The sequence below is a fragment of the Brenneria sp. L4-2C genome, assembly GCF_040240335.1.
Lineage (GTDB): Bacteria > Pseudomonadota > Gammaproteobacteria > Enterobacterales > Enterobacteriaceae > Brenneria.
Window position 1 is genome coordinate 615,226 of sequence record NZ_JBEIAC010000001.1, and the last position, 19,456, is coordinate 634,681.

At 55.5% G+C, this 19,456-nt stretch carries 15 protein-coding genes; 1 reads left to right on the forward strand and 14 read right to left on the reverse strand.

Going from position 1 to position 19,456, the window contains the following annotated elements:
• Positions 1-576: 576 nt before the first annotated feature.
• From mukB to cmoM, 4 genes are read right to left on the reverse strand one after another with little or no spacing between them, the layout of a single operon-like run.
• On the reverse strand, positions 577-5,016 hold the full coding sequence (mukB, locus tag ABRZ26_RS02920; protein ID WP_319602739.1) for a chromosome partition protein MukB: 4,440 nt from the start codon (positions 5,014-5,016) through the stop codon (positions 577-579).
• Complete coding sequence (gene mukE / locus ABRZ26_RS02925; protein ID WP_319602740.1) at positions 5,013-5,741, reverse strand: chromosome partition protein MukE; 729 nt, start codon at positions 5,739-5,741, stop codon at positions 5,013-5,015. Before mukE ends, mukB begins: the two co-directional genes overlap by 4 nt.
• Positions 5,722-7,047, reverse strand: a complete 1,326-nt coding sequence (mukF, locus tag ABRZ26_RS02930) for a chromosome partition protein MukF (protein ID WP_319602741.1) — start codon at positions 7,045-7,047, stop codon at positions 5,722-5,724. Before mukF ends, mukE begins: the two co-directional genes overlap by 20 nt.
• On the reverse strand, positions 7,044-7,829 hold the full coding sequence (cmoM, locus tag ABRZ26_RS02935) for a tRNA uridine 5-oxyacetic acid(34) methyltransferase CmoM (protein ID WP_319602742.1): 786 nt from the start codon (positions 7,827-7,829) through the stop codon (positions 7,044-7,046). Before cmoM ends, mukF begins: the two co-directional genes overlap by 4 nt.
• A gap of 227 nt (positions 7,830-8,056) precedes the next feature.
• Between cmoM and elyC the strand changes: the two genes are divergently transcribed.
• Positions 8,057-8,845 carry an envelope biogenesis factor ElyC gene (gene elyC, locus ABRZ26_RS02940; protein WP_319602743.1) on the forward strand — a complete coding sequence of 263 codons (789 nt, stop codon included), beginning with the start codon at positions 8,057-8,059 and terminating at the stop codon, positions 8,843-8,845.
• Positions 8,846-8,858: 13 nt separating this feature from the next.
• Here elyC and ABRZ26_RS02945 read toward each other — a convergent pair whose 3' ends face one another.
• The 10 genes from ABRZ26_RS02945 to ABRZ26_RS02990 form a co-directional block, all read right to left on the reverse strand.
• Positions 8,859-9,752, reverse strand: a complete 894-nt coding sequence (locus tag ABRZ26_RS02945; RefSeq protein WP_319602744.1) for a YcbJ family phosphotransferase — start codon at positions 9,750-9,752, stop codon at positions 8,859-8,861.
• A 205-nt stretch (positions 9,753-9,957) separates the two neighbouring features.
• On the reverse strand, positions 9,958-10,710 hold the full coding sequence (gene kdsB / locus ABRZ26_RS02950; RefSeq protein WP_319602745.1) for a 3-deoxy-manno-octulosonate cytidylyltransferase: 753 nt from the start codon (positions 10,708-10,710) through the stop codon (positions 9,958-9,960).
• Entirely contained in the window at positions 10,707-10,889 is a 183-nt protein-coding gene (locus tag ABRZ26_RS02955) for a Trm112 family protein (RefSeq protein ID WP_048639188.1), read from the reverse strand. The genes kdsB and ABRZ26_RS02955 overlap by 4 nt, the downstream gene beginning before the upstream one ends.
• 102 nt (positions 10,890-10,991) lie before the next feature.
• Positions 10,992-11,975: a tetraacyldisaccharide 4'-kinase gene (lpxK, locus tag ABRZ26_RS02960; protein WP_319602746.1), complete on the reverse strand. Its 984-nt coding sequence runs from the start codon at positions 11,973-11,975 to the stop codon at positions 10,992-10,994.
• Positions 11,972-13,720: a lipid A ABC transporter ATP-binding protein/permease MsbA gene (msbA, locus tag ABRZ26_RS02965; RefSeq protein ID WP_319602935.1), complete on the reverse strand. Its 1,749-nt coding sequence runs from the start codon at positions 13,718-13,720 to the stop codon at positions 11,972-11,974. Before msbA ends, lpxK begins: the two co-directional genes overlap by 4 nt.
• A 37-nt stretch (positions 13,721-13,757) precedes the next feature.
• On the reverse strand, positions 13,758-16,037 hold the full coding sequence (locus ABRZ26_RS02970; protein WP_319602747.1) for a ComEC family protein: 2,280 nt from the start codon (positions 16,035-16,037) through the stop codon (positions 13,758-13,760).
• Positions 16,038-16,310: 273 nt separating this feature from the next.
• On the reverse strand, positions 16,311-16,628 hold the full coding sequence (tmaR, locus tag ABRZ26_RS02975) for a PTS system regulator TmaR (protein WP_048639190.1): 318 nt from the start codon (positions 16,626-16,628) through the stop codon (positions 16,311-16,313).
• Positions 16,629-16,728: 100 nt separating this feature from the next.
• The gene (locus ABRZ26_RS02980) at positions 16,729-17,487 is read right to left on the reverse strand and encodes an iron ABC transporter ATP-binding protein (protein ID WP_319602748.1); all 759 of its coding nucleotides are present in this window, start codon (positions 17,485-17,487) and stop codon (positions 16,729-16,731) included.
• The gene (locus tag ABRZ26_RS02985; protein ID WP_319602749.1) at positions 17,484-18,488 is read right to left on the reverse strand and encodes an iron chelate uptake ABC transporter family permease subunit; all 1,005 of its coding nucleotides are present in this window, start codon (positions 18,486-18,488) and stop codon (positions 17,484-17,486) included. The genes ABRZ26_RS02980 and ABRZ26_RS02985 overlap by 4 nt, the downstream gene beginning before the upstream one ends.
• On the reverse strand, positions 18,478-19,437 hold the full coding sequence (locus tag ABRZ26_RS02990; RefSeq protein ID WP_319602750.1) for an ABC transporter permease: 960 nt from the start codon (positions 19,435-19,437) through the stop codon (positions 18,478-18,480). Before ABRZ26_RS02990 ends, ABRZ26_RS02985 begins: the two co-directional genes overlap by 11 nt.
• Positions 19,438-19,456 lie beyond the last annotated feature (19 nt).

Below are 19,456 nucleotides of genomic sequence, written 5' to 3' on the forward strand. Positions count from 1 at the left end.
TGATGTTGCCAGCACTGAAAACGAAGGAAGCAGGCTACAAACCCAAATACAACCAACACCCCACAGTAGCCTTTGCGTTTTTCGTTTGTATAACAACATCCATTATCCCCTGTACCCATTAACCACAATGTCTTCCACGACAAGCCATTTCGATGGCGGAAATAAAACTGTTCCGCTCAAATATTGCAGAGAAAATGATTATTTTTCTAAAATGGCGATATTTCCATGCCATCATACTCGGCAATGACCATCTTGCCAGTCTGAACTCTGTTACCGCTCTTTCTGCCAGTATATAAAGAGAAAGATTTTTTTGCCTCTATTGTCCTCTGATTATTTTACTCGCCCGCCGTCGTCCTCTTTTCGACGGCCGCTGTACGGTTTTTCCACAAACACGCATTATTTAGGGCGCAACGAAATATCCGGCGCGATAAAAAGGACTTTATCTATTTCCCTGCGCGTATTACGACATTTTATTTGCCGATATGGCGGGCTAAAATTATTTATCAGGCAGCCGCAATAAAAATCAAAGCCGCTTAAAAAAGCGGCTTTAAACGGACAAAGTCTGGTTAATACAGGTCAGGACGCCTGATCCTGTATCTCGGCGGCCTCGCCGGCAAAGCCGCGCAGCCCGACAACATGAACGTGCTCATTGTTCTGATAAACCTTACGAACCAGTTTGTACGTCGTACCCTTTTCAGGACTGATGTTTTCCGGCGCGGCGATAATCAGCTGCATTTCCAGACGATCGCAAAGTTCAAACAACGTCGCGATGGATTTCGCATCCAGACGGGCGGCTTCATCAAGGAACAGTAAGCGGCAGGGTGAAATATCTTTGCCCCGCAGCCGCTTGGACTCTTCTTCCCAGCTCTGCACCACCATCACCAGAATCGACATACCGGTACCAATCGCTTCCCCGGTCGACAACGCGCCGCTTTCGGCCCGTAACCAACCGTCGGCGCCGCGGTTAACCTCAACCTCCATCTCCAGATAGTTGCGGTAATCCAGCAGTTCTTCCCCGATAGTTTGCGGCGTACGCTGGCCCAAATCGATTTCCGGGTTCAGCCGATGGTACAGTTTCGCCAGCGCTTCGGAGAAGGTCAGCCGGTTGCTGTTAAACAGATCCTGATGCACATCCTGCTGTTCGGACAGCACGTTCAACAATGTGGTATGCGTTTCACGCACATTCACGTTCAGGCGCACGCTTTTAACCTGACCGAACGCGACGGATTGCAACCCCTGGTTCAACATGCGAATACGGTTTTGCTCGCGCTGAATCGTCTTGCGAATAATGTTCGCCACGCTGCGCGAACTGATGGCCAACGTCTGTTCACGCGCCGTCAGCTCTTCCGTCAAGCGGTTCAGTTCGATTTCCATCTGTTCGATGGCTTCAACCGGATCGTCCGTGCGAATAATATCCTGACGGATACGCTCACGCAGGTGCTGATAGACCGCGATATAGAACTGAATTTTACGTTCAGGTCGTTTAGGATCCTCGGAAAGACGCAACACATCGCGCAGATGTTCATTATCCGCCACCGCCAGACGCAGCGCCCCCAGCGCCTTATCCGACATGGAGCGAAGCTCGTCGCCATCCATGTAGGCCAATTCACGGCGGTGCAGACGCCGCTCGACGCCATTGTCCTTGACCAGCCGCATAACGGCGCACCAACCGGCTTTCGCCGTGACCACCTGTTCGCGCATCTGATGATAATCACGCTCAAGTTTGCGTAATTTTTTCTGCAAGCTATCCATTTCCGCTTCACAGAAGGTGATCTGTTTTTCCAACTGATTGCGGCGCGCCCGGTTATTGCTCAAGGCGGTATGCAATTCGTCACGCCGTTGACGCGCGCGCGCCTCGGCATTCACATCGGCGCGAACGCCGATGTCCTGAAGCTCTTGCGTCAACTCTTTCAGCATGTCGCATTTGGCGTCATACGAGCTCTTCAACGACGCCTGCACCTGACTATACTGGGTCAGTTGCGTCTGATGCTGACGCAGTTGTTCACGCGCCCTGCTCCGTTCGGCCTCGGCCTGTTCCAGACGGTGGCGCAGCTTGTCGTTAAGATCGGCGTTTTCCCCCAGCATCCCCGCCGAGTCGGTATAGCTGAAGTGCGCCCGACGCTGCATCACCTCGGTTAACGCAAACGCCTGCTGTTTGGCCTGACGCTGCGCGTTCAGCGCCTGCGCATAATCTTCCTGAAGCTGCTCATGCTGTTGGGGATCGCTTTGCAACACCGACACCATCGGCTCCAGCTTCGCCAGCGTATCGCCGTGCTGTTGGATAAAACGCACCGACTCTTCGGTTTCATCCAGCTCGGCGCGAATCTCTTCCACCCGATCCTGAAGACTGTCGTCGCATAACAGGCTGATACGCGGGATCAGTTTGTTTAACTGGGCGCTGCCCTCTTTCGCCTGATCGTATTGCTGCCGCTGTTGCTGATTTTCACTATCGAAATTGGCGATCGCCCGTTCAAGCTCGCCGCGGCGCGAATTCAGCGTACGCATTTCCGCTTCAGGATCGTCATCAAACGCCACCGCCAGATGCGTGCCGATAAAACGGCTGAAAGCCTGATGCAACCGCTGCGTTTTCTGCACGTCGAACGACAGCGTGGCGTACTGCTCGGCTAAGGTTTCACGCTCGTCGCGCAGACTTTCCAGCCGCATTTCGCGCGCGGCGCGGCCGAACAGCGGGACGTCAGGGAAGCGGGAATAACGCCACTGACGTTCGGCGACCTTCACCACCACCGCTTTTTCCAGTTCCTCGACGGCGAAAACGCTGTCGTCGAACGATTGCGGATCGCCCTCGATCAGATACAGATCTTCCGGGCAATCCTCCAACCCCGCCAGTTGCTCGCGCACCAGCGACAGATCCGCCACCACAATCCCATGACGGGAAGGGCCATACAGCGCCGAGAAGTAAGGGGCGTCATCCAGCGTCACGTCATCATAAATTTCCGACAACAATACGCCGCCAAAACGCTCGGCCAGCGCATTCAGTCTGGGGTCTTCGGAACCGCCGGGCTGGCTGAGACGCTCAATCTGTTCTTCCACGCGCCGCTTGCGGGATGCGATTTCATCGCGCTCGACCGTCTTTTCGCGCTCCAGCTCCAGCAGTTGCTGCATGTACTCCGTGACCTGACGACCGTCTTCAAACGTCTCGCCGCTTTGTTCGCTCAACTGCGTCAGCGCTTCCTGCGCCGCCAGCCAGACAGGGGCGCGGGCGGTCAATTGCTGAATGCGCTGCTGAATCTGCTCCAGTTCCTGACGCAGCGCCAGGCGGCGTTCGCCGGCCTCGGCGACCAGCGCCGAGAGCGTTTCGATTCGCGCTTCCAACTCCTGCTGAAGCGACTCCAGATCTTCCGGCTGATAATCCTGCCCGTTGCGTTTACAGAAATCCTGCAACAGCCGATCGGCGTCCTGTTGTTCGCGCAGGCGCTGCTCCAGTTCCGCTAAGCGCATACGCAGCGGCTGTACCCGCTCGGCCTGATAACGTTGCGATGAACTCTCGCGCAGCAGATCGCGCGCCGCCTGCCAGGCATCGCTGCGGCTGACCGCGCCAGCGATGCGGGTCACCAGCTGATAGGCTTCTTCAAACTGGCTGTGGGCGGCATCGGCAACGCTCAGCTTTTGTTCCAGCATCAGCAGAACTTCGGTGCTTTCCTGCTCTTTCGCCTGATAGCTTTCCAGCCATTCATCCACGTTGTCCACGGTCAGATCCGGCAACCGGCATAACGTGCGGGCGCGTTCCAGCGCCTGCTGAGCCTGCTGATACTGGATCGCGCGGGTTTGCTGCACGTCGAGCGCCTGCTGATAATCGGCAAGCTGACTTTTCAGCTCATCCACTTCCAGCTCTGCGGCGTCGGCCCGCGCTTCATTTTCCGCCTGCTGCTCTCGCGCTTCTTCAACGACCTCATTCTGCTCTTCCAGCCGATAACTGAGTTCTTCCAAATCAGCGTTATAGCGCTCGATTTTTTCCTGCTGACGCATCGCCGTCTGCACCAGATTCAGGTGATCGTTGGCGGCCTGATAATCCGTCTCCAGATCGCCTTCCGCGCCGCTCTGCTCTTCCAGCTCGCGCGCCATTTCCACATGGCGATACTGTTCATGAATTAATTGCTTCCGGCTGCCGAACAGATCGCGCCGCAGTTCCAGGGCGCTGTCGAGATGAATCCGGCGCTCGTTGGCATGACGCATGTAGTCGGCGGCGACATACGAGGTCGCTTCAGAGATCAAATGCTTGAATAAATCACGATCGGATTGGGTGACGCGAATCGCTTCCAGCGTCATGCGGTTTTCACGCAGCGCCGCCTCCATATCCTGAAAGGCTTTACGCACGCCGCTGTTTTCCGGCAGCAAATAGTCGCGCAGGGAACGGGTAATGGCGCTGGATATCCCGCCATACAGCGACGCCTCAATCAGCCGGTAGAACTTGCTGCGATCGGAAGCCGAACGCAACCGGCGCGGAACAATGCCCAAATCAAACATCAGCGAGTGGTAATCGGTAATGGAGTTGAACTGTTTGAGCTGGACGCCCTCCATCTCCTCGACCCGCTCTTTCAGCTCCGGCAAAGAGAGAACGCGCGCCTGACGTTCGCCGACCACCTGGGTCAGAAGCTGCGTCGGCTGTACCGCCGTCGGCAGCCCCTGGATGGTGAAGGGTTTGATGTCCACTTTACGATCGCGCCCGGCCACCTGTTGCAGCCGCACGCCCACCAGCACGCGCTGATGACGGGAGTTAATCACATCAAGGGTGGAGTAACACACCCCGGCGCGCAGCTTGCCGTGCAAACCTTTGTCGCGCGAACCGCTGGTCGCGCCGGCCTCGGTCGTGTTGCGGAAATGCAACAAGGTCAGGTCGGGGATCAGCGCCGTAATAAACGCGGCCATGGTCGTCGATTTCCCGGCCCCGTTTCCTCCGGACAAGGTGGTGACCAGCTCATCCAGATCAAACGTGCGGGCGAAAAAACCATTCCAGTTAACCAGCGTCAGTGAGCGAAATTTACCGCGTTCAATCATTCCTGTTCATCCTCAGCACCCTCTGACGAGATATCATCGGTACGACCGTTCTCATCGTTTTCGTCTTTCAGCGATAGGCTGTTTTCGACAGGCATCGCCTCACCATCGCGAATCATCCGCAGTTGCGCTTCCCGGGGATCGTCGCCGCTGCGCACGTCGGCGCCGAAGCGAAACACGGATTCGGTGATGCGGAATTTGCTGTTATCGCTGCTCATAAAATAGATCATGCCCAGCCGCCGCAGTCGGTTAAGGGAGGTTCTCACTTTTTCCTGCAACTTCTGCCGATCCAGATCGGAACCGGTTGAGCGCTGATTCACCAGCTTCAGCAATTTATTTTCGTCCGCCAGACCGAGTAATTCCTCATACAGCTCCTGCTGGCTGAAGATGCCTTCATGCGCCAGACGTTCCGGACTGAGATACAGATAGCAGAGGATTTTCCCCACCATCATATCCAGCTCGGACAGCACCGAACGGGGGATCAGCGTGGTTGAGCGCGGCCGCAGGTAAAAAAAACCTTCCGGCGCCCGAATCAGTTCCACATTGTAACGGCTGTAAAACTCTTCCAGCTCTTCCTGAAAATCCATCAGAAAGGCATGGTTCTCCAGCTCTTCCAGTCCAATATGACGCCCCGAGCGCAGTTGACTGTCCAGCGCCGGAAACAGCGTATTCGACAACGCTTTCGCCAGTCTGGCTGGCATGATTTGTTCAATATTTGTCGATGACATGGGCCTGTACCTTGGCTCCGTAATCATTGATTGCCTGCCATAGCGCGGGCAATCCGGTGAAATCTGCTTCGGCCACACCCAGGCGAACGGCCTGGTCGACCACGATTCTGGCGACATCAAAGTGTCGTGAGCGAGGATACTGCGTCAGATATTCGCGCATCACCTCGCCCAGATTAAGCGGTATCTGCCGCTCTTTATATTTATGCAGCGCCTGCTCCACCAGCGCAATCAACTGCTCGCGCATCTCGCTGAACTCTTCATACTCCAGCTCGTCGGGCAATTCGCCGGTCACTTCATCGCTGCGCAACGCCAACTCTTCATCACGCATATCCAGCAAACGGTCGGCGTTGGCAAAGGTTAACGCCCAGGGATGGTCAAAATAACTTTGTACCGACTGGCGCAGGCGTTGCGCGAACACCCGGTTTTTATCCATATCAATCGCGGTACGGATAAATTTATGCACATGACGATCGTAGCCAATCCACAGATCGATGGTTTGCTGGCCCCAACTGACGATGCGATCAAGTTTGTTTTGCAGATCGAAGACCAGCTTATCAACAAACTCCAGGTTGTTCGGGTTATTCAGAATCGCATCCTGTATGCTCAACAAACTGGCCTGTAATTTATCGCCGGCGGCTTCCAGCGTATCCTGCAATTCACGCAGGGTGTCCGAGGTTTCCGTCAATAGCAGTTCGCAACTGGTGATGGCCGCGCGCCAATCCTGATTCAGCAGCGCCGCGATATCGTCTTTAACGCCCTGCTGCTGTTCATCCATCAGACGCTGGGATAAATCAATGCTGTCGAAAATCTCGGCAACGGAATATTTCAGCGGCGCAAACACATTGCGGTGCCAGTGAAACTCATCGCCGCCCTCTTCGGCCGCGTCCGCCGCCCGGCTGAGCTCCTGCGCCACAATGGAAAGCTGCATGGAAAGGCGCAGCGTCGAAAACTCACGCTGGCGAATATAGTAATCGGTAATCCCGATACCCAGCGGCGTCAGGCGATAGATGGCATTGCCGTCCGCCAGCTCGCTGGTAAAGCGATTAAGCAACCGCTGGCGCACCAAATCATTAATCGCATTGTTGGCGCGCACGGTGATGGTTTCGTTGGTTTGATCAAATCCCTGACTGACATGGCGAAAAGCGTCAACCAATTCGCCTTCGCTCATTTCACCATCCATGCGTTCACCGTTCAGTGTCGCTATCGCCAGCAAAAACGCCAGACGTTCGGTGGGAAGTGAAAGGGAAAAATCATTTTTTCGTGCCCAGGCGACCAGTTCGGGTACAGTCTGGGAAAAATCACTCATAATGCATCCTTCAAATGGGTTTTGTGCGCCATGACATGGATATAACGCCCCAGACTCACAAAGGGTTCCTGCCGGCAATAACGCTGTTCAAGCTCAAGAATCTCGGCGAAATTATCACTTTGCTGCTGCTTATTCTGCAAATAGTCATGAAACACCCGGACACCCGTTTTACCGCTGATGGACAGCCCCAACGCCTCCAGCCAGCCATAGACCTGCTGCGGATCCAGCGGGTGATCGGGAGAGAGCGATCGCCGCTTACGCTTCGGCATCCCCGCGTTTACATAGGCAAAATTACCCAACACCATATTACGCATCAACAAACCATGCTGGTTATAGAACATCAGGGATAAAACGCCGCCCGGAGACAAACAATCATACAATATTTTAAGCGCCTGCCGGGGTTCAGCCACCCATTCCAGCACCGCGTGAAACAATATCAGATCGGCCGGCCTTTCCATATACTGACCGATATCCTGGGCGGCGCATTGTACAAAACGCATGTTCCGGCTCACATTTTGCGCCGCCGCGGCATTTTTGGCGCGCTGAATCATCTCATCTGACAAATCGCACAACAATACCTGATGTCCTAAAGCGGCCAGACGGCAGGCCATATGCCCCTCGCCTCCGCCGGCATCCAGAATCCTTAAAGGCCGATCGGGAAACTGCGCCAGCAGACCGCTGAGATCCTGCCATAACACCGCTTGCCTCAGCTTCCCCTTAGTGGTGCCATAAATATTCCGGGCAAACTTTTCAGCGATATCGTTAAAATTGCGATCCTGCATCGGTCAAGCTTTCCGCATCATGATGGTTATACCTGTCATACTTCAAGTCGTCGGCTAGCCTGCGACTCGAATTATTACGTATATCGCGAATAAAAAAACGCGCGGACATTCAGCGCGCCGGGCTTTGGTGAAGCTGCTATTTTGGCACAGGCTGGCTTAGAATAAATCGTCTTACCCGATGATATTTGCCCGGATGCGGTTTTTTCATCCAAAAGGAACGTAATTTTATGTTGTTTATCGCGAAAAAGGTTATCGGCAGTCTGTTGCAGCCTCTGCCAATGCTGCTGCTATTGATGGGGATCGGCCTGTTGTTAATCGGATTCACCCGCTGGCAACGCGGCGGTAAGACGCTGATGTTAGTCAGTTGGCTGACGCTGACGTTGATCAGCGTCCAGCCCGTCGCCGATCGGTTTTTATTCCCGCTGGAAGCGCGCTATCCGACCTGGCGGCCGGGCCAGACCAAAGTGGATTACATTGTGGTGCTGGGCGGCGGATATACCTATAACCCGGATTGGGCGCCGAGTTCCAACCTCATCAATAACAGCCTGCCGCGCGTTACCGAAGGCGTTCGGCTATATCACGCCAACCCTGGCGCAAAAATGATTTTTACCGGCGCCGCGGCGCAAGGCAACCCGGTCACCACCGCGAAAGCCGGCGCGCTGGTGGCGGAGAGCCTGGGCGTCCCGGCGCAGGATATCCTGACGCTGGATACGCCAAGGGACACGGAAGAAGAAGCCGCCAGCACCGCAAAAGTGGTCGGCAGGCAGCCGTTTCTGCTGGTGACGTCGGCCAGCCATCTTCCCCGTGCGATGCGTTTTTTCCAGGCTCAGGGGCTGAACCCCATCCCGGCGCCGGCCAATCAAATGGCCATCACCACGGCGCTCAACCCGTGGGAAAAGATATTGCCGTCAGCCTATTGGCTCTCCCACAGCGAGCGGGCATGGTACGAAACATTGGGACGAATCTGGCAACGTCTGAAAGGCGTCAAACCCGCGCAGGATAGCCCGCCGCAATAAGGCGTACGGCGCTCTATTCCAGCCAGGGAGAGAGTTCGCGGGAAGCTCTGTCGAACAGTAACCGATCCAACTGTCCGGTATGGATATAGCGCGCGACCGCTTCCCAGATAACGTACAGCCAGCGACGGTAAACGAATGACTCGGCGACAGGCGCTTTACTGAGGTAATGATATAACAGTTGCTCCGGCATGCCCGACTCGCACAGCCGCAGCAGTTCGTACTCTCTGGGCGCCCAAAGCATCACCCCGGGATTAATCATCGCCAGCAGTTGATCGCTGCGCGAGTCCTTCAGCATACTGCGCAAAGAGAGATTACCGTGTACCAGCACGCAGCTATCGTTGAAATCATCGAATAATGAAGGCAGACACTGGCGCGAACGAAAGAGCAGACTGCGATCCTGTTGCGTCAACAAGTGCGCGTTGATATTTAATAATGTGGACCACAGCACTTCCAGACGCTGTTGATACCAGCTGAACCAGTCATTTTCCTGCGTGCTGTCGACGGTTCCGACGCAGCCGTGACTATCGATACGATGCCAGGCCAGCACGTTTTCCACGATTTGGTCCATCAGCAATGTCCAACGCTGCGACGTGCGGGTCGGCGCTTCAACGGAAACGCCGCGCAAACGTTCGATCAACAACAGCTCTTTGTAGGGCGTTTGCTGGGTGATCACCAAACCGTATACCGTCGGAAGCCGAACGTCCCCTTCGCGCGCCAGCATCGAAAGTTTATACGCTTCCTGCTGCGCCACGCCCTGACAGACATAGCTTTTGGCCAGCAAGGGAATGGCATTGCCTTCCTTATCATACAACGCATACAAATGCGCGTAAGGTTGCTCGCTTACCCGCTCAAGGCGGCTGAGGCTTTCGCCCAGCACCGTACTTAATTCAGCTTTCAATTGTTCCATAAATAGCCAGACCTCTGCTTAGCAGAATCGCTTAACGGTCAATCATGCGATTAGCCAACGGTAATTTCTTCAATACAGATCAAAGAAAGGCGGATCAGAAACCATGGCGGTCACGCCAGAGAGGACGATAACGAAGAAAATGCGCTGAGGATGCGGACTCATGAAGCGCTGACGTTGTTGGCGACGAACGCCGCCAACAGAAAAATCATCGCCGGGCGATGACTTCACGCACGCGGGCCAAATCTTCCGGCGTATCCACCCCGACGCTGGGGATCGCTTTTGCCACGGCGACGTGAATTTTCTCGCCGTACCATAAGACCCGAAGCTGCTCCAGCAGCTCAATTTGCTCCAACTGACTGGGCGCCCAACTGACATAGCGACGGACAAACCCCGCCCGATAAGCGTAGATGCCGATGTGACGTAAAAAGTGATCGCCGATAGTATCTTTGCTACGGGCAAAGCGCTCGCGTTCCCAGGGGATCGTCGCACGGGAAAAATACAGCGCGTATCCCTGCGCATCGGTCACGACTTTCACCGCATTGGGATTGAAGGCTTCTTCACTGCTTTCAATCGGTACGGCCAACGTTGCCATACCCGCCCGGCAGGCCGCCAGGTTTTCAGCGACCTGACGAACGATTACCGGCGGAATCAACGGCTCGTCGCCCTGAACATTCACAATGATTTCATCGTCGGGAAAGCCGTAGCGCTCAATCACTTCCGCCAACCGCTCGGTTCCGGAATGGTGGTCGGTACGGGTCAGGCACACTTCTCCGCCCGCCTGACTCACCACGGCCTGCACATCCGGATGATCGGTCGCCACAATCACGCGTTGGGCGCCCGACTCCTGCGCACGCTCCATCACATGCACAATCATGGGCTTCCCGTTGATATCCGCCAGCGGTTTACCGGGCAACCGGCTTGAAGCGAAACGCGCGGGGATGATGACATTGAAATTCATTGTGTGATCTCGTCAGCCCCTAACTTGCGCGCTTCATGCTCCAGCAACACGGGAATACCGTCGCGCACCGGATAGGCCAGACCATCGACCTTGCATATCAGCTCCAGTTTTTCTTTATTAAAATACAACCGCCCGTTACAGACGGGACAAGCAACAATTTCGAGTAAACGGTGATCCATGCTTCCTCCATCAAGAAGCTAACAAGATTATATTTCCTCATCTTTCAAGCCCCGCGGCGGCGGCTCGAAATCTGCCGGTATAACGAATAAACGCCGGCCGTCCTAACGCTTCGCCAGCACCGCCTCCAGCCGACTCAGCAGCTGTGCGGCCTGAGGTTCAGACAATACCGCATCCACCGGCAGATACCACCAATTCCGACGGGCGAATGAGCGGCATTTGACCGCGTCTTTTTCCGTCATCAGCAGCGGCTGATCGTCGTCGGTCAGTGACTCCAGTTGCTCAAACTGATAACTCTGATGGTCGGCAAAGGCCGCTTCGCGCGCAATGCTCACGCCGGCGTCGCGCAGCGTGGTGAAAAAACGCCGGGGGTAGCCAATGCCCGCCATCGCCACGACGTTTTGTAACTGTTTGAGCGAACAGGTCTCACCGGAGAGCAGATTTATCGCCATTCCCGACGTCAGACGCATCGCGATCTCGCCGCCGCGGGCGGTTCCGCCATTGACGATCACCGCATCCACGGACGCTAACCGGCTTTCCCGCTCACGCATTGGCCCGGCGGGCAGCCACCAGCCATTGCCGAAGCGCCTGATGCCGTCCACCACCACCAGTTCGATATCGCGGGCCAGCGCATAGTGCTGTAACCCGTCATCGGTTATCACCGCATCCAGCGGGTAACGCGCCAGCAATGCTTCCACCGCCAGACGACGTACCGGCGCCACCGCGACCGGCGCGCCGGTACGTTGATAAATCAGCACCGGTTCGTCGCCCGCCTGCGCCGTGGTGACATCGTCGGCAACCAGCAACGGATAGCGATCCGCTTTGCCGCCATAGCCGCGGGAAACCACCCCTACCCGGTAGCCTCTGCGCTGTAACTGTTCCACCAGCCAGATAACCAGCGGGGTTTTACCATTCCCGCCGGCCGTCAGATTGCCCACCACAATCACCGGCACCGGCGCTCGCCAGCTTTTGCGCCATCCCCGGCGGTAGCTTTGGCGTATCACAAACGTGATAAGCCCGTATAACAGCGACAAGGGGATGAGCAGCCGGTAAAGCGGCGAGCGCCCCGACCAGATGCGCTCAATCATTCGCCAAACTGCATTTTATGTAATTGGGCGTAAGCGCCATTGTTCGCCAACAGCTCGTCATGGCCGCCCCGTTCGATAATGCGGCCATCTTCCACCACCAAAATTTCATCGGCTTTTTCAATGGTAGACAGACGGTGTGCGATAACCAGCGCGGTGCGATCTTTTTGCAATTCGTCCAGCGCCGACTGAATAGCGCGTTCCGATTCGGTATCCAGCGCCGAGGTCGCTTCATCCAGCACCAGAATAGGACAGTTGCGCAACAATGCGCGCGCAATGGCAATACGCTGCCGCTGTCCGCCGGAGAGCAACACGCCATTTTCACCGATCATGGTATCCAGGCCGTTTTCCATCTTACTGATGAAATCCATTGCGTGCGCCATACGAGCCGCCCGTTCGATTTCTTCCCGGCTATAGCGTTCATGACTGGCGTAGGCGATATTATTGGCGATAGTGTCATTAAACAGATGCACATTCTGCGACACCAGCGCCACCTGATTTCGCAGCGAGGCGAGCGTATATTCCCGCAGATCGTGTCCATCCAGCAGAATTTCGCCGGACTGGATATCGTAAAAACGGGTAATCAGATTAGCGATGGTGGATTTACCGGAGCCTGAACGACCGACCAGCGCGACGGTTTTACCCGGCGGAATGTGCAGGCTGACGTTTTTCAGCGCCAGATTCTCTCTGCCGGCGTAGGCGAACTCGACATTGCGGAATTCCAGATCGCCCTTGGCGCGCTCGATTTCCAACTTGCCGGTATCTTTTTCCTGTTCCATATCCAGAATGGCGAACAGCGTCTGGCAAGCCGCCATCCCCCGCTGGAACTGGGCGTTCACGTTAGTCAGGGATTTCAACGGCCGCATCAGCGCAATCATTGATGAGAAAACCACCGTAATCGTCCCTGCCGTCAACGTCTCCATCACGCTTGGAAAGCTGGCCGCATACAAAACAAAAGCCAGCGCCAGCGACGCGATCAACTGAATGATCGGGTCGGAAATGGAGGAAGCGGACACCAGTTTCATCCCCTGACGACGCATACGGTTGCTGACCTTATCAAAGCGCTCCGCTTCCACTTTCTGTCCGCCGAAAATCAAGACCTCTTTGTGACCTTTCAGCATCTGCTCGGCGCTGGTGGTCACCATCCCCATGGTATTCTGCATATTCTTACTGATTTCACGGAAACGCTTGGAGACAAGACGAATAGCGATGGAGACAATCGGCGCGATGACGATCAGGATGATCGATAACTGCCAACTGTAATAAAACATCAGGATGAAAAGACCGATGATTGAAGCGCCTTCCCTGACCACCGTAATCAACGCGTTTGACGATGATGCGGCGACCTGTTCGGAGTCATAAGTGATGCGGGACAACAGCGTACCCGTTGATTGCTGGTCAAAAAAGGTAACCGGCATCCCCATGATATGGTTAAACAGGCGACGGCGCATCGCCATCACCACTTTACCGGACACCCAGGCCACACAATAGCTTGAAACAAAACCTGATGCGCCACGCATCAGCATCAGACCGATAACCACTAACGGCATCCAGACCAGAACCGAGCGATCGGTCTTGCCAAAACCTTCATCGAGCAGCGGCTTAAGCAGAGACAGCATTAACGTATCGCCGGCCGCATTAACAACCAGCGCGATCGCGGCCGCAAACAGCCCCGCTTTAAAAGGAGAGATCATCGGCCATAGGCGACGAAACGTCTGCCAGGTGGAGAGATCTTTATCATTCAGCATGCAATAAACCTGAGCCAATAAGAAATAGCCGCCTATTTTACTCATTATCCCGCTTTACGCCAAACCACTGATGATACCAGCGGGGCGATATTTGCTCCCTGAAGCGTATTATGCGCCAGTAATCGTTGAAAAAACGCGCGCTCAGCTGTCCCGACGTCGCCGTATCCAGCCACTCATAGCCATAGCGGCGATAGCGCGCCACAACTTTTGCCGCCGGCAGTCGCCACGGATTATAACGCGCGTTGGAAGAGACAATGCCCCCGGCATTCACCGCCCGGATAAACGGCGGCGAAGACGACGTGCCGCTGCCGTGATGGGGAATTTGTAACAAATCAGCAGTCAACGCATTTCTCTGCCCTTTCACCAGCGTTTGCTCCGCCGCCGACTCGATATCGCCGGTCAATAACACGCGATATTTGCCATCATCGATGCGAATCACGCAGGAATCGTTATTCTCCGCTCTGACCACCAGCGATTCCGGCCACAATACCGTGAATGTCAGGCCTTGCCAGACCCAAATCTCGCCGCGCCGACAGGGATAATGGCCGGCCTGTTGGAAAGAGCTGAATATTTCCGCGGCCGGAAATACCGTTTTTAGCGTATCCAGACCGCCGACATGATCCATATGGCTGTGGCTGAGAATGATTTTTTCCACCGCTAACCCACGCCAACGCAGATAGGGCAAGATTTCCCGGCTCGCCATATCGCCGCCGTCCCAACGATTGCCGGTATCGTACAGCAGGGCCTTGCCATTGCGCTCAACCACCACCGCCAGCCCGTGTCCGACATCCAGCATATCGACCCGCCAGTTCGGTTGTTCGTCTTTCACTCTGAAAACCAGCAGCAGCATGATGAGGCTGACGATGCTGACGGGATGACATCGCCACCAGGCAAAGCGCCAGATAACCACGCCCAGCCAGCCGGCAACGCTGCCGACCAGTAGGGAAGATTCGAGATCGACCCACCCGGCCTGCATCGATGCCAGCGGCGCAAACACGGCTCTCAACGAAACATCCGCCAGCCACCACAGCCCATAATCCAGATCGGCGATGTACATCAGGGGCAATGCCAACAGCACCAGCGGCGTGGTAATGAATGAAACGATGGGGATTGCCCACAGGTTGGCCGGCAGCGAAGTCAGACTGACGCCGTGAAACATGCCGAGTTGCAGCGGCATCAACAGCAGCGTCATTCCCGCTTGCAAATGCAGCCAACGCAGCCAGCACCAGTAAACGCCGCGCTGACATCGTTGGGGCAATGGCGCCCACTGAAACCAGAAAATCAGTGAAGCGACGGCAAGGCAGGAAAGCCAAAAGCTGTCTGACAAAACGCTGAGGGGATCGCAGAGCAAAATAAGCGCGATACACCATAGCCACACCTGCCACGGCGCGCATATCACGCCTTTCGCCCGCAGCAGGATCCATACGCTGAGCGCCAGCGCCGCTCTGACCGCCGGCGGATTCCCCCCGGCAAGCCACACATACGCCCAAGACATCAGCCAACTGATCAATAACGGGAAGCGATGGCCAATCGCCCGCGCCGGCAGAAAATACTGGATTGCCCTTGCGATACCCCAGCCAAAGAGCGCGGCAAGGGCGATATGCAGACCGGAGATCGCCATCAGGTGCATGGTGCCGGTTTTCTGAAGCAGCATTTTGCTTTCCGGGCTGACGGTTTTCATTTCGCCGAACGCCAGCGCCAACAGGATAGCGCGCCACGGCAGCGCCGTTATCCGCTGTTCCGCATGAGAAATGATGCGCTGGCGCAGATCGCAGGATGAATCGATAACCTGGGCGGAGGCAATCCGGCCGGATAGCGGCTGGCGCTTCGCGACGGCCCAGCGCTGACTGTCAAATCCGCCCTCATTCAGGCGGCTGTGTACGGGACGGAAACCGGCGACGATCCGCCAGCGTTGTCCGCCGCACCAGTCCCGCATTTCATGTGACAACGTCACTCTGGCATAAAGCGGCGGAAAGACCCGGCGCTGGTTTATTTTTTCCAGTTTAACCATCGCCTGAGGCTCATCAACGCCGGCAAAGCGTATGCCGGCGATCGTCACTATCGCGTTGACCGGTTGCCGCGTCATCTGGTCGATGTGTTCGAGTAGCGTTTGCGCGCTTAATCCCGCCCAACAAAAGCCGAACAACGCAATCGCCGTGATGCGCAACCCATAGCGGCGGACGTTCAGCCCCATCGTCGCCGCCAGCAGCATCCCGCCCCACAGCATTCTTGACGACGGGAGCTGCGGCAGGATCAACAGCGGCAAAATACCGAGGATCGCGGCGACGGCAACGGCGCTTGCGGAGATTCTATTCATGTAGCGCAACGGCGGCACGGCCCTTTCAAGGTTCGGATGCGTTATCTTGCTACATCATCGGCTTTCCGTGCGGGGGTAAAATCTCTCGCTGGAAGGCGTTACGCAATAAAAACGAACGGTTTCAGTCATCGGGCAGAGAGCATGCGCAGCGGCTCTGATGCTTGTCGATAAACGGATGCCGTCGGGGAAGCGGCGGGACAATATCTGGCGGAGAAACAAAAAGGGACCGCCTGTGCGATCCCTGACTGTATGGCGGCAATATTACCGTCTGGGTTATTTCACTTCACCCATGGCTTTCAATTTCTTGGACAATTCGCGACGCTCTTTCGACAGGTCGGCGTTTTTAATGATGTAATCGTCGACGCGATCTTCATAATCGCTGCGCATGCTGGCGATGATCCCCTGAATATCTTCAATGCTCATCCCCGGCTTAATGTAGTCGCTCAGGTTATCAAGCAGTAAAACACGCTTCTGGTTATCACGAATTTTCTTTTCGTTATCAATAATTTCACGCTGTAGTTTATTTTTACGACGGAACATGCGAACAAACTCCAGTACATCCTGGAAACAAGGCTTAGTATCCTTATCCATTTTTCTACCCTTACTTAAGTCAAACACAGATTTCGATATATGCTAACCATACAGGTTAGCAGCTATCTGCGACAAGATGGTTTTATTCGGAATCCATTAATTACCGATAATACACGGCAATGCGCTGATTATGAACCTGTTCGATCGCGACCTGCGTGTCGAAAATATCTTCAAGCACCGTGGAAACCATGATTTCTTCCGGCGTGCCGTTATAGATAATTTGTCCCTGACGCATGGCGATAATGTAGTCCGAATAGGCGGAAGCGAAATTGATATCGTGGATGACCAGCACGATGGTTTTGTTCAACTCATCCGCCGCGCGGCGAATTTGTTTCATCATGGCCACCGCGTGCTTCATGTCCAGATTATTGAGCGGTTCGTCCAGCAGCACATATTCCGTGTCCTGACACAGCACCATCGCGACGTAGGCGCGCTGTCGCTGACCGCCCGACAATTCATCCAGAAAACGATCTCTGAACTCCGTCAGATGGAGAAACGCCATCGCCGCCTCAATACGTTCGCGATCGTCGGCGTTCAGGCGCCCTTTGGTATAGGGATAACGGCCGAATCCCACCAAATCGGCGACGGTTAACCGGCTGGTAAACTGGTTCTCCTGCCGCAATACCGACAGACAGGTCGCCAGCTTATCGCTGGGCGTCGTCGTCACATCCATGCCGTTGACGCTGACCCGCCCCCGATCGGCCGCCAATAAACGGCTGATGATGGATAAAAGCGTCGATTTTCCTGCGCCGTTAGGACCGATAATTGAAGTCACGCCCCCGCGGGGAATGGTGGCCGCCACCTCTTTCAGTACCGCCACATTATTGTACGTTTTAGTTACATTGCTGATTTCAATCACAGGGAAACCTTCCTAAGCAACAACAGAATAAACAGTGAACCACCGATAAACTCAATGACGACGGACAACGCGCCGGACATATGCAGCAGATGCTCAAGCACCAGTTGTCCGCCGACCAGCGCGATAATGCCCAGCAGAAACGCCGCGGGCAGCAAAAAGCGATGCTGGCTGGAACCGATAATCAGATACGCCAGATTGGCCACCATGAAGCCCAGAAAGGTCAACGGCCCGACCAGCGCCGTCGAGATGGCGACCAATACCGAGACTAAAAGTAAAATCACCGTCAGGCTGCGTTTGTAATTCATCCCCAGATTAATGGCGGTATTGCGCCCGAGCGCCAACACATCGAACTGGAAACGCATACGCCAGATCACGATGCCGACGACCGCCGAGATCGCAACCGAAAGCCCAATCAATTCAGGGGCGGCTCGGGTAAAGGTGGCGAACATTCTCCCCTGCAAAATGGCGAATTCACTGGGCTCCAATAACCGTTGCATCAGGTTGGCGATACTGCGAAACAGCGTGCCGCAGATAATGCCCACCAACAGCACCAGATGCAGATTGTTGCGGTTACCGGTGAATAACCAGCGATATAGCACCGCGGAAAACAACACCATAAGCAGCGTTTCCAGGAAAAACTTCCCCTGAACGCCCAGATCGGGTACGCCCTGTGAGCCGAAAACGAAAATCATGGCGGTTTGAATCAAAATAAATAGCGCTTCGAATCCCATAATCGAAGGCGTCAGGATGCGGTTATTGGTGACCGTCTGAAACAACACGGTCGATACGCTGGCGGCAAATGCCACCAATAGCATGGTGGCCAGCACCCATCCTCGATGCGTCAGGATGTAGCGCAGATTGCTGCCGAGGTTGATGGTCATAAAGATCGCCATCGCGCCCAGCGCCAACAGGCAAAGCAGCAATAAACGCGCGCGGGAGGAGAGTCCAGGTCGCGTGGCGGTCGTGATCGGCGCGGCCGAATTCGCTTTGTTAACTGACATGGCGTTTTTTACTTAACAGCAGGAGAAGAAAAACAACAGCCCCGATAACACCCAGAATGACGCTGGCCGGTATCTCAAAAGGATACCGAATCACCCGGCCGATGATGTCGCACAGCAGGACCAAGCCTCCACCCAGCAGGCAAACCCACGGAATGGTTTTACGCACGTTATCACCCAATAACATGCTGATAAGATTAGGAACAATAAGACCGAGAAAAGGCAGCGCCCCGACCACAACGACCACCACGCCGCTGATGACCGCGACGATCGACAGCCCCATCAGCATAACTTGCCGATAGTTAAGCCCGACGTTGACCGAGAATTCCCGTCCCATTCCCGCCACGGTAAAGCGGTCGGCGATCCAGCAGGCGGCCAGCGTCAGGCAACCGACCAGCCATAGCAGTTCATAACGCCCCTGCAAGATGCCGGAAAAATCCCCGGACTCCCAACTGCCAAGCGCCTGCAACAGATCGTAATACATGGCGCCGAAGGTGGTGATCGCGCTGATAACCGCGCCCAGCATGATGCCCACCAGCGGCACGACCAGCGCGGATTTCAGCACAATGCGTCTCAGCAGCAGCATGAACAATAGCGTACCGGCCAGCGCAAACAGACTGGCGACCACCATTTTGACAAACACCGGGGCTGACGGCGCCAGCACCATCACGACCAACAGCCCCAATCCCGCCGACTGGGTCGTACCGGCCAGCGACGGCTCAACAAAACGGTTTTGGGTCAGCAGTTGCATGATCAAACCGGCCACGCTCATGGCGCTTCCCGCCAACAGCAAGGCCAGCGTTCGGGGTACGCGGCTGATAAAGAAAATATCGCGCATGGCCTGATCGGTCCAGACCGCCTGTAGGCTTACGCGGCCGGCGCCCAGAAAGAGGCTGGCGACGATCATCGCCGCCAGCAGTATGATGCCAAGCGAAAAATAGAGAGATTTCATTATTCCTGCCACAATCCGC

Excerpts from the sequence above, each read along its gene's own strand:
- ABRZ26_RS02955 (WP_048639188.1), bottom strand. The coding sequence starts at position 10,889 with ATGGATCACCGTTTACTCGAAATTGTTGCTTGTCCCGTCTGTAACGGG.
- ABRZ26_RS02985 (WP_319602749.1), bottom strand. The coding sequence starts at position 18,488 with ATGTCAGTTAACAAAGCGAATTCGGCCGCGCCGATCACGACCGCCACG.
- elyC (WP_319602743.1), top strand. The coding sequence starts at position 8,057 with ATGTTGTTTATCGCGAAAAAGGTTATCGGCAGTCTGTTGCAGCCTCTG.
- mukB (WP_319602739.1), bottom strand. The coding sequence starts at position 5,016 with ATGATTGAACGCGGTAAATTTCGCTCACTGACGCTGGTTAACTGGAAT.
- lpxK (WP_319602746.1), bottom strand. The coding sequence starts at position 11,975 with ATGATTGAGCGCATCTGGTCGGGGCGCTCGCCGCTTTACCGGCTGCTC.
- mukE (WP_319602740.1), bottom strand. The coding sequence starts at position 5,741 with ATGTCATCGACAAATATTGAACAAATCATGCCAGCCAGACTGGCGAAA.
- ABRZ26_RS02945 (WP_319602744.1), bottom strand. The coding sequence starts at position 9,752 with ATGGAACAATTGAAAGCTGAATTAAGTACGGTGCTGGGCGAAAGCCTC.
- ABRZ26_RS02990 (WP_319602750.1), bottom strand. The coding sequence starts at position 19,437 with ATGAAATCTCTCTATTTTTCGCTTGGCATCATACTGCTGGCGGCGATG.
- tmaR (WP_048639190.1), bottom strand. The coding sequence starts at position 16,628 with ATGGATAAGGATACTAAGCCTTGTTTCCAGGATGTACTGGAGTTTGTT.
- ABRZ26_RS02970 (WP_319602747.1), bottom strand. The coding sequence starts at position 16,037 with ATGAATAGAATCTCCGCAAGCGCCGTTGCCGTCGCCGCGATCCTCGGT.
- mukF (WP_319602741.1), bottom strand. The coding sequence starts at position 7,047 with ATGAGTGATTTTTCCCAGACTGTACCCGAACTGGTCGCCTGGGCACGA.
- cmoM (WP_319602742.1), bottom strand. The coding sequence starts at position 7,829 with ATGCAGGATCGCAATTTTAACGATATCGCTGAAAAGTTTGCCCGGAAT.
- kdsB (WP_319602745.1), bottom strand. The coding sequence starts at position 10,710 with ATGAATTTCAATGTCATCATCCCCGCGCGTTTCGCTTCAAGCCGGTTG.
- msbA (WP_319602935.1), bottom strand. The coding sequence starts at position 13,720 with ATGCTGAATGATAAAGATCTCTCCACCTGGCAGACGTTTCGTCGCCTA.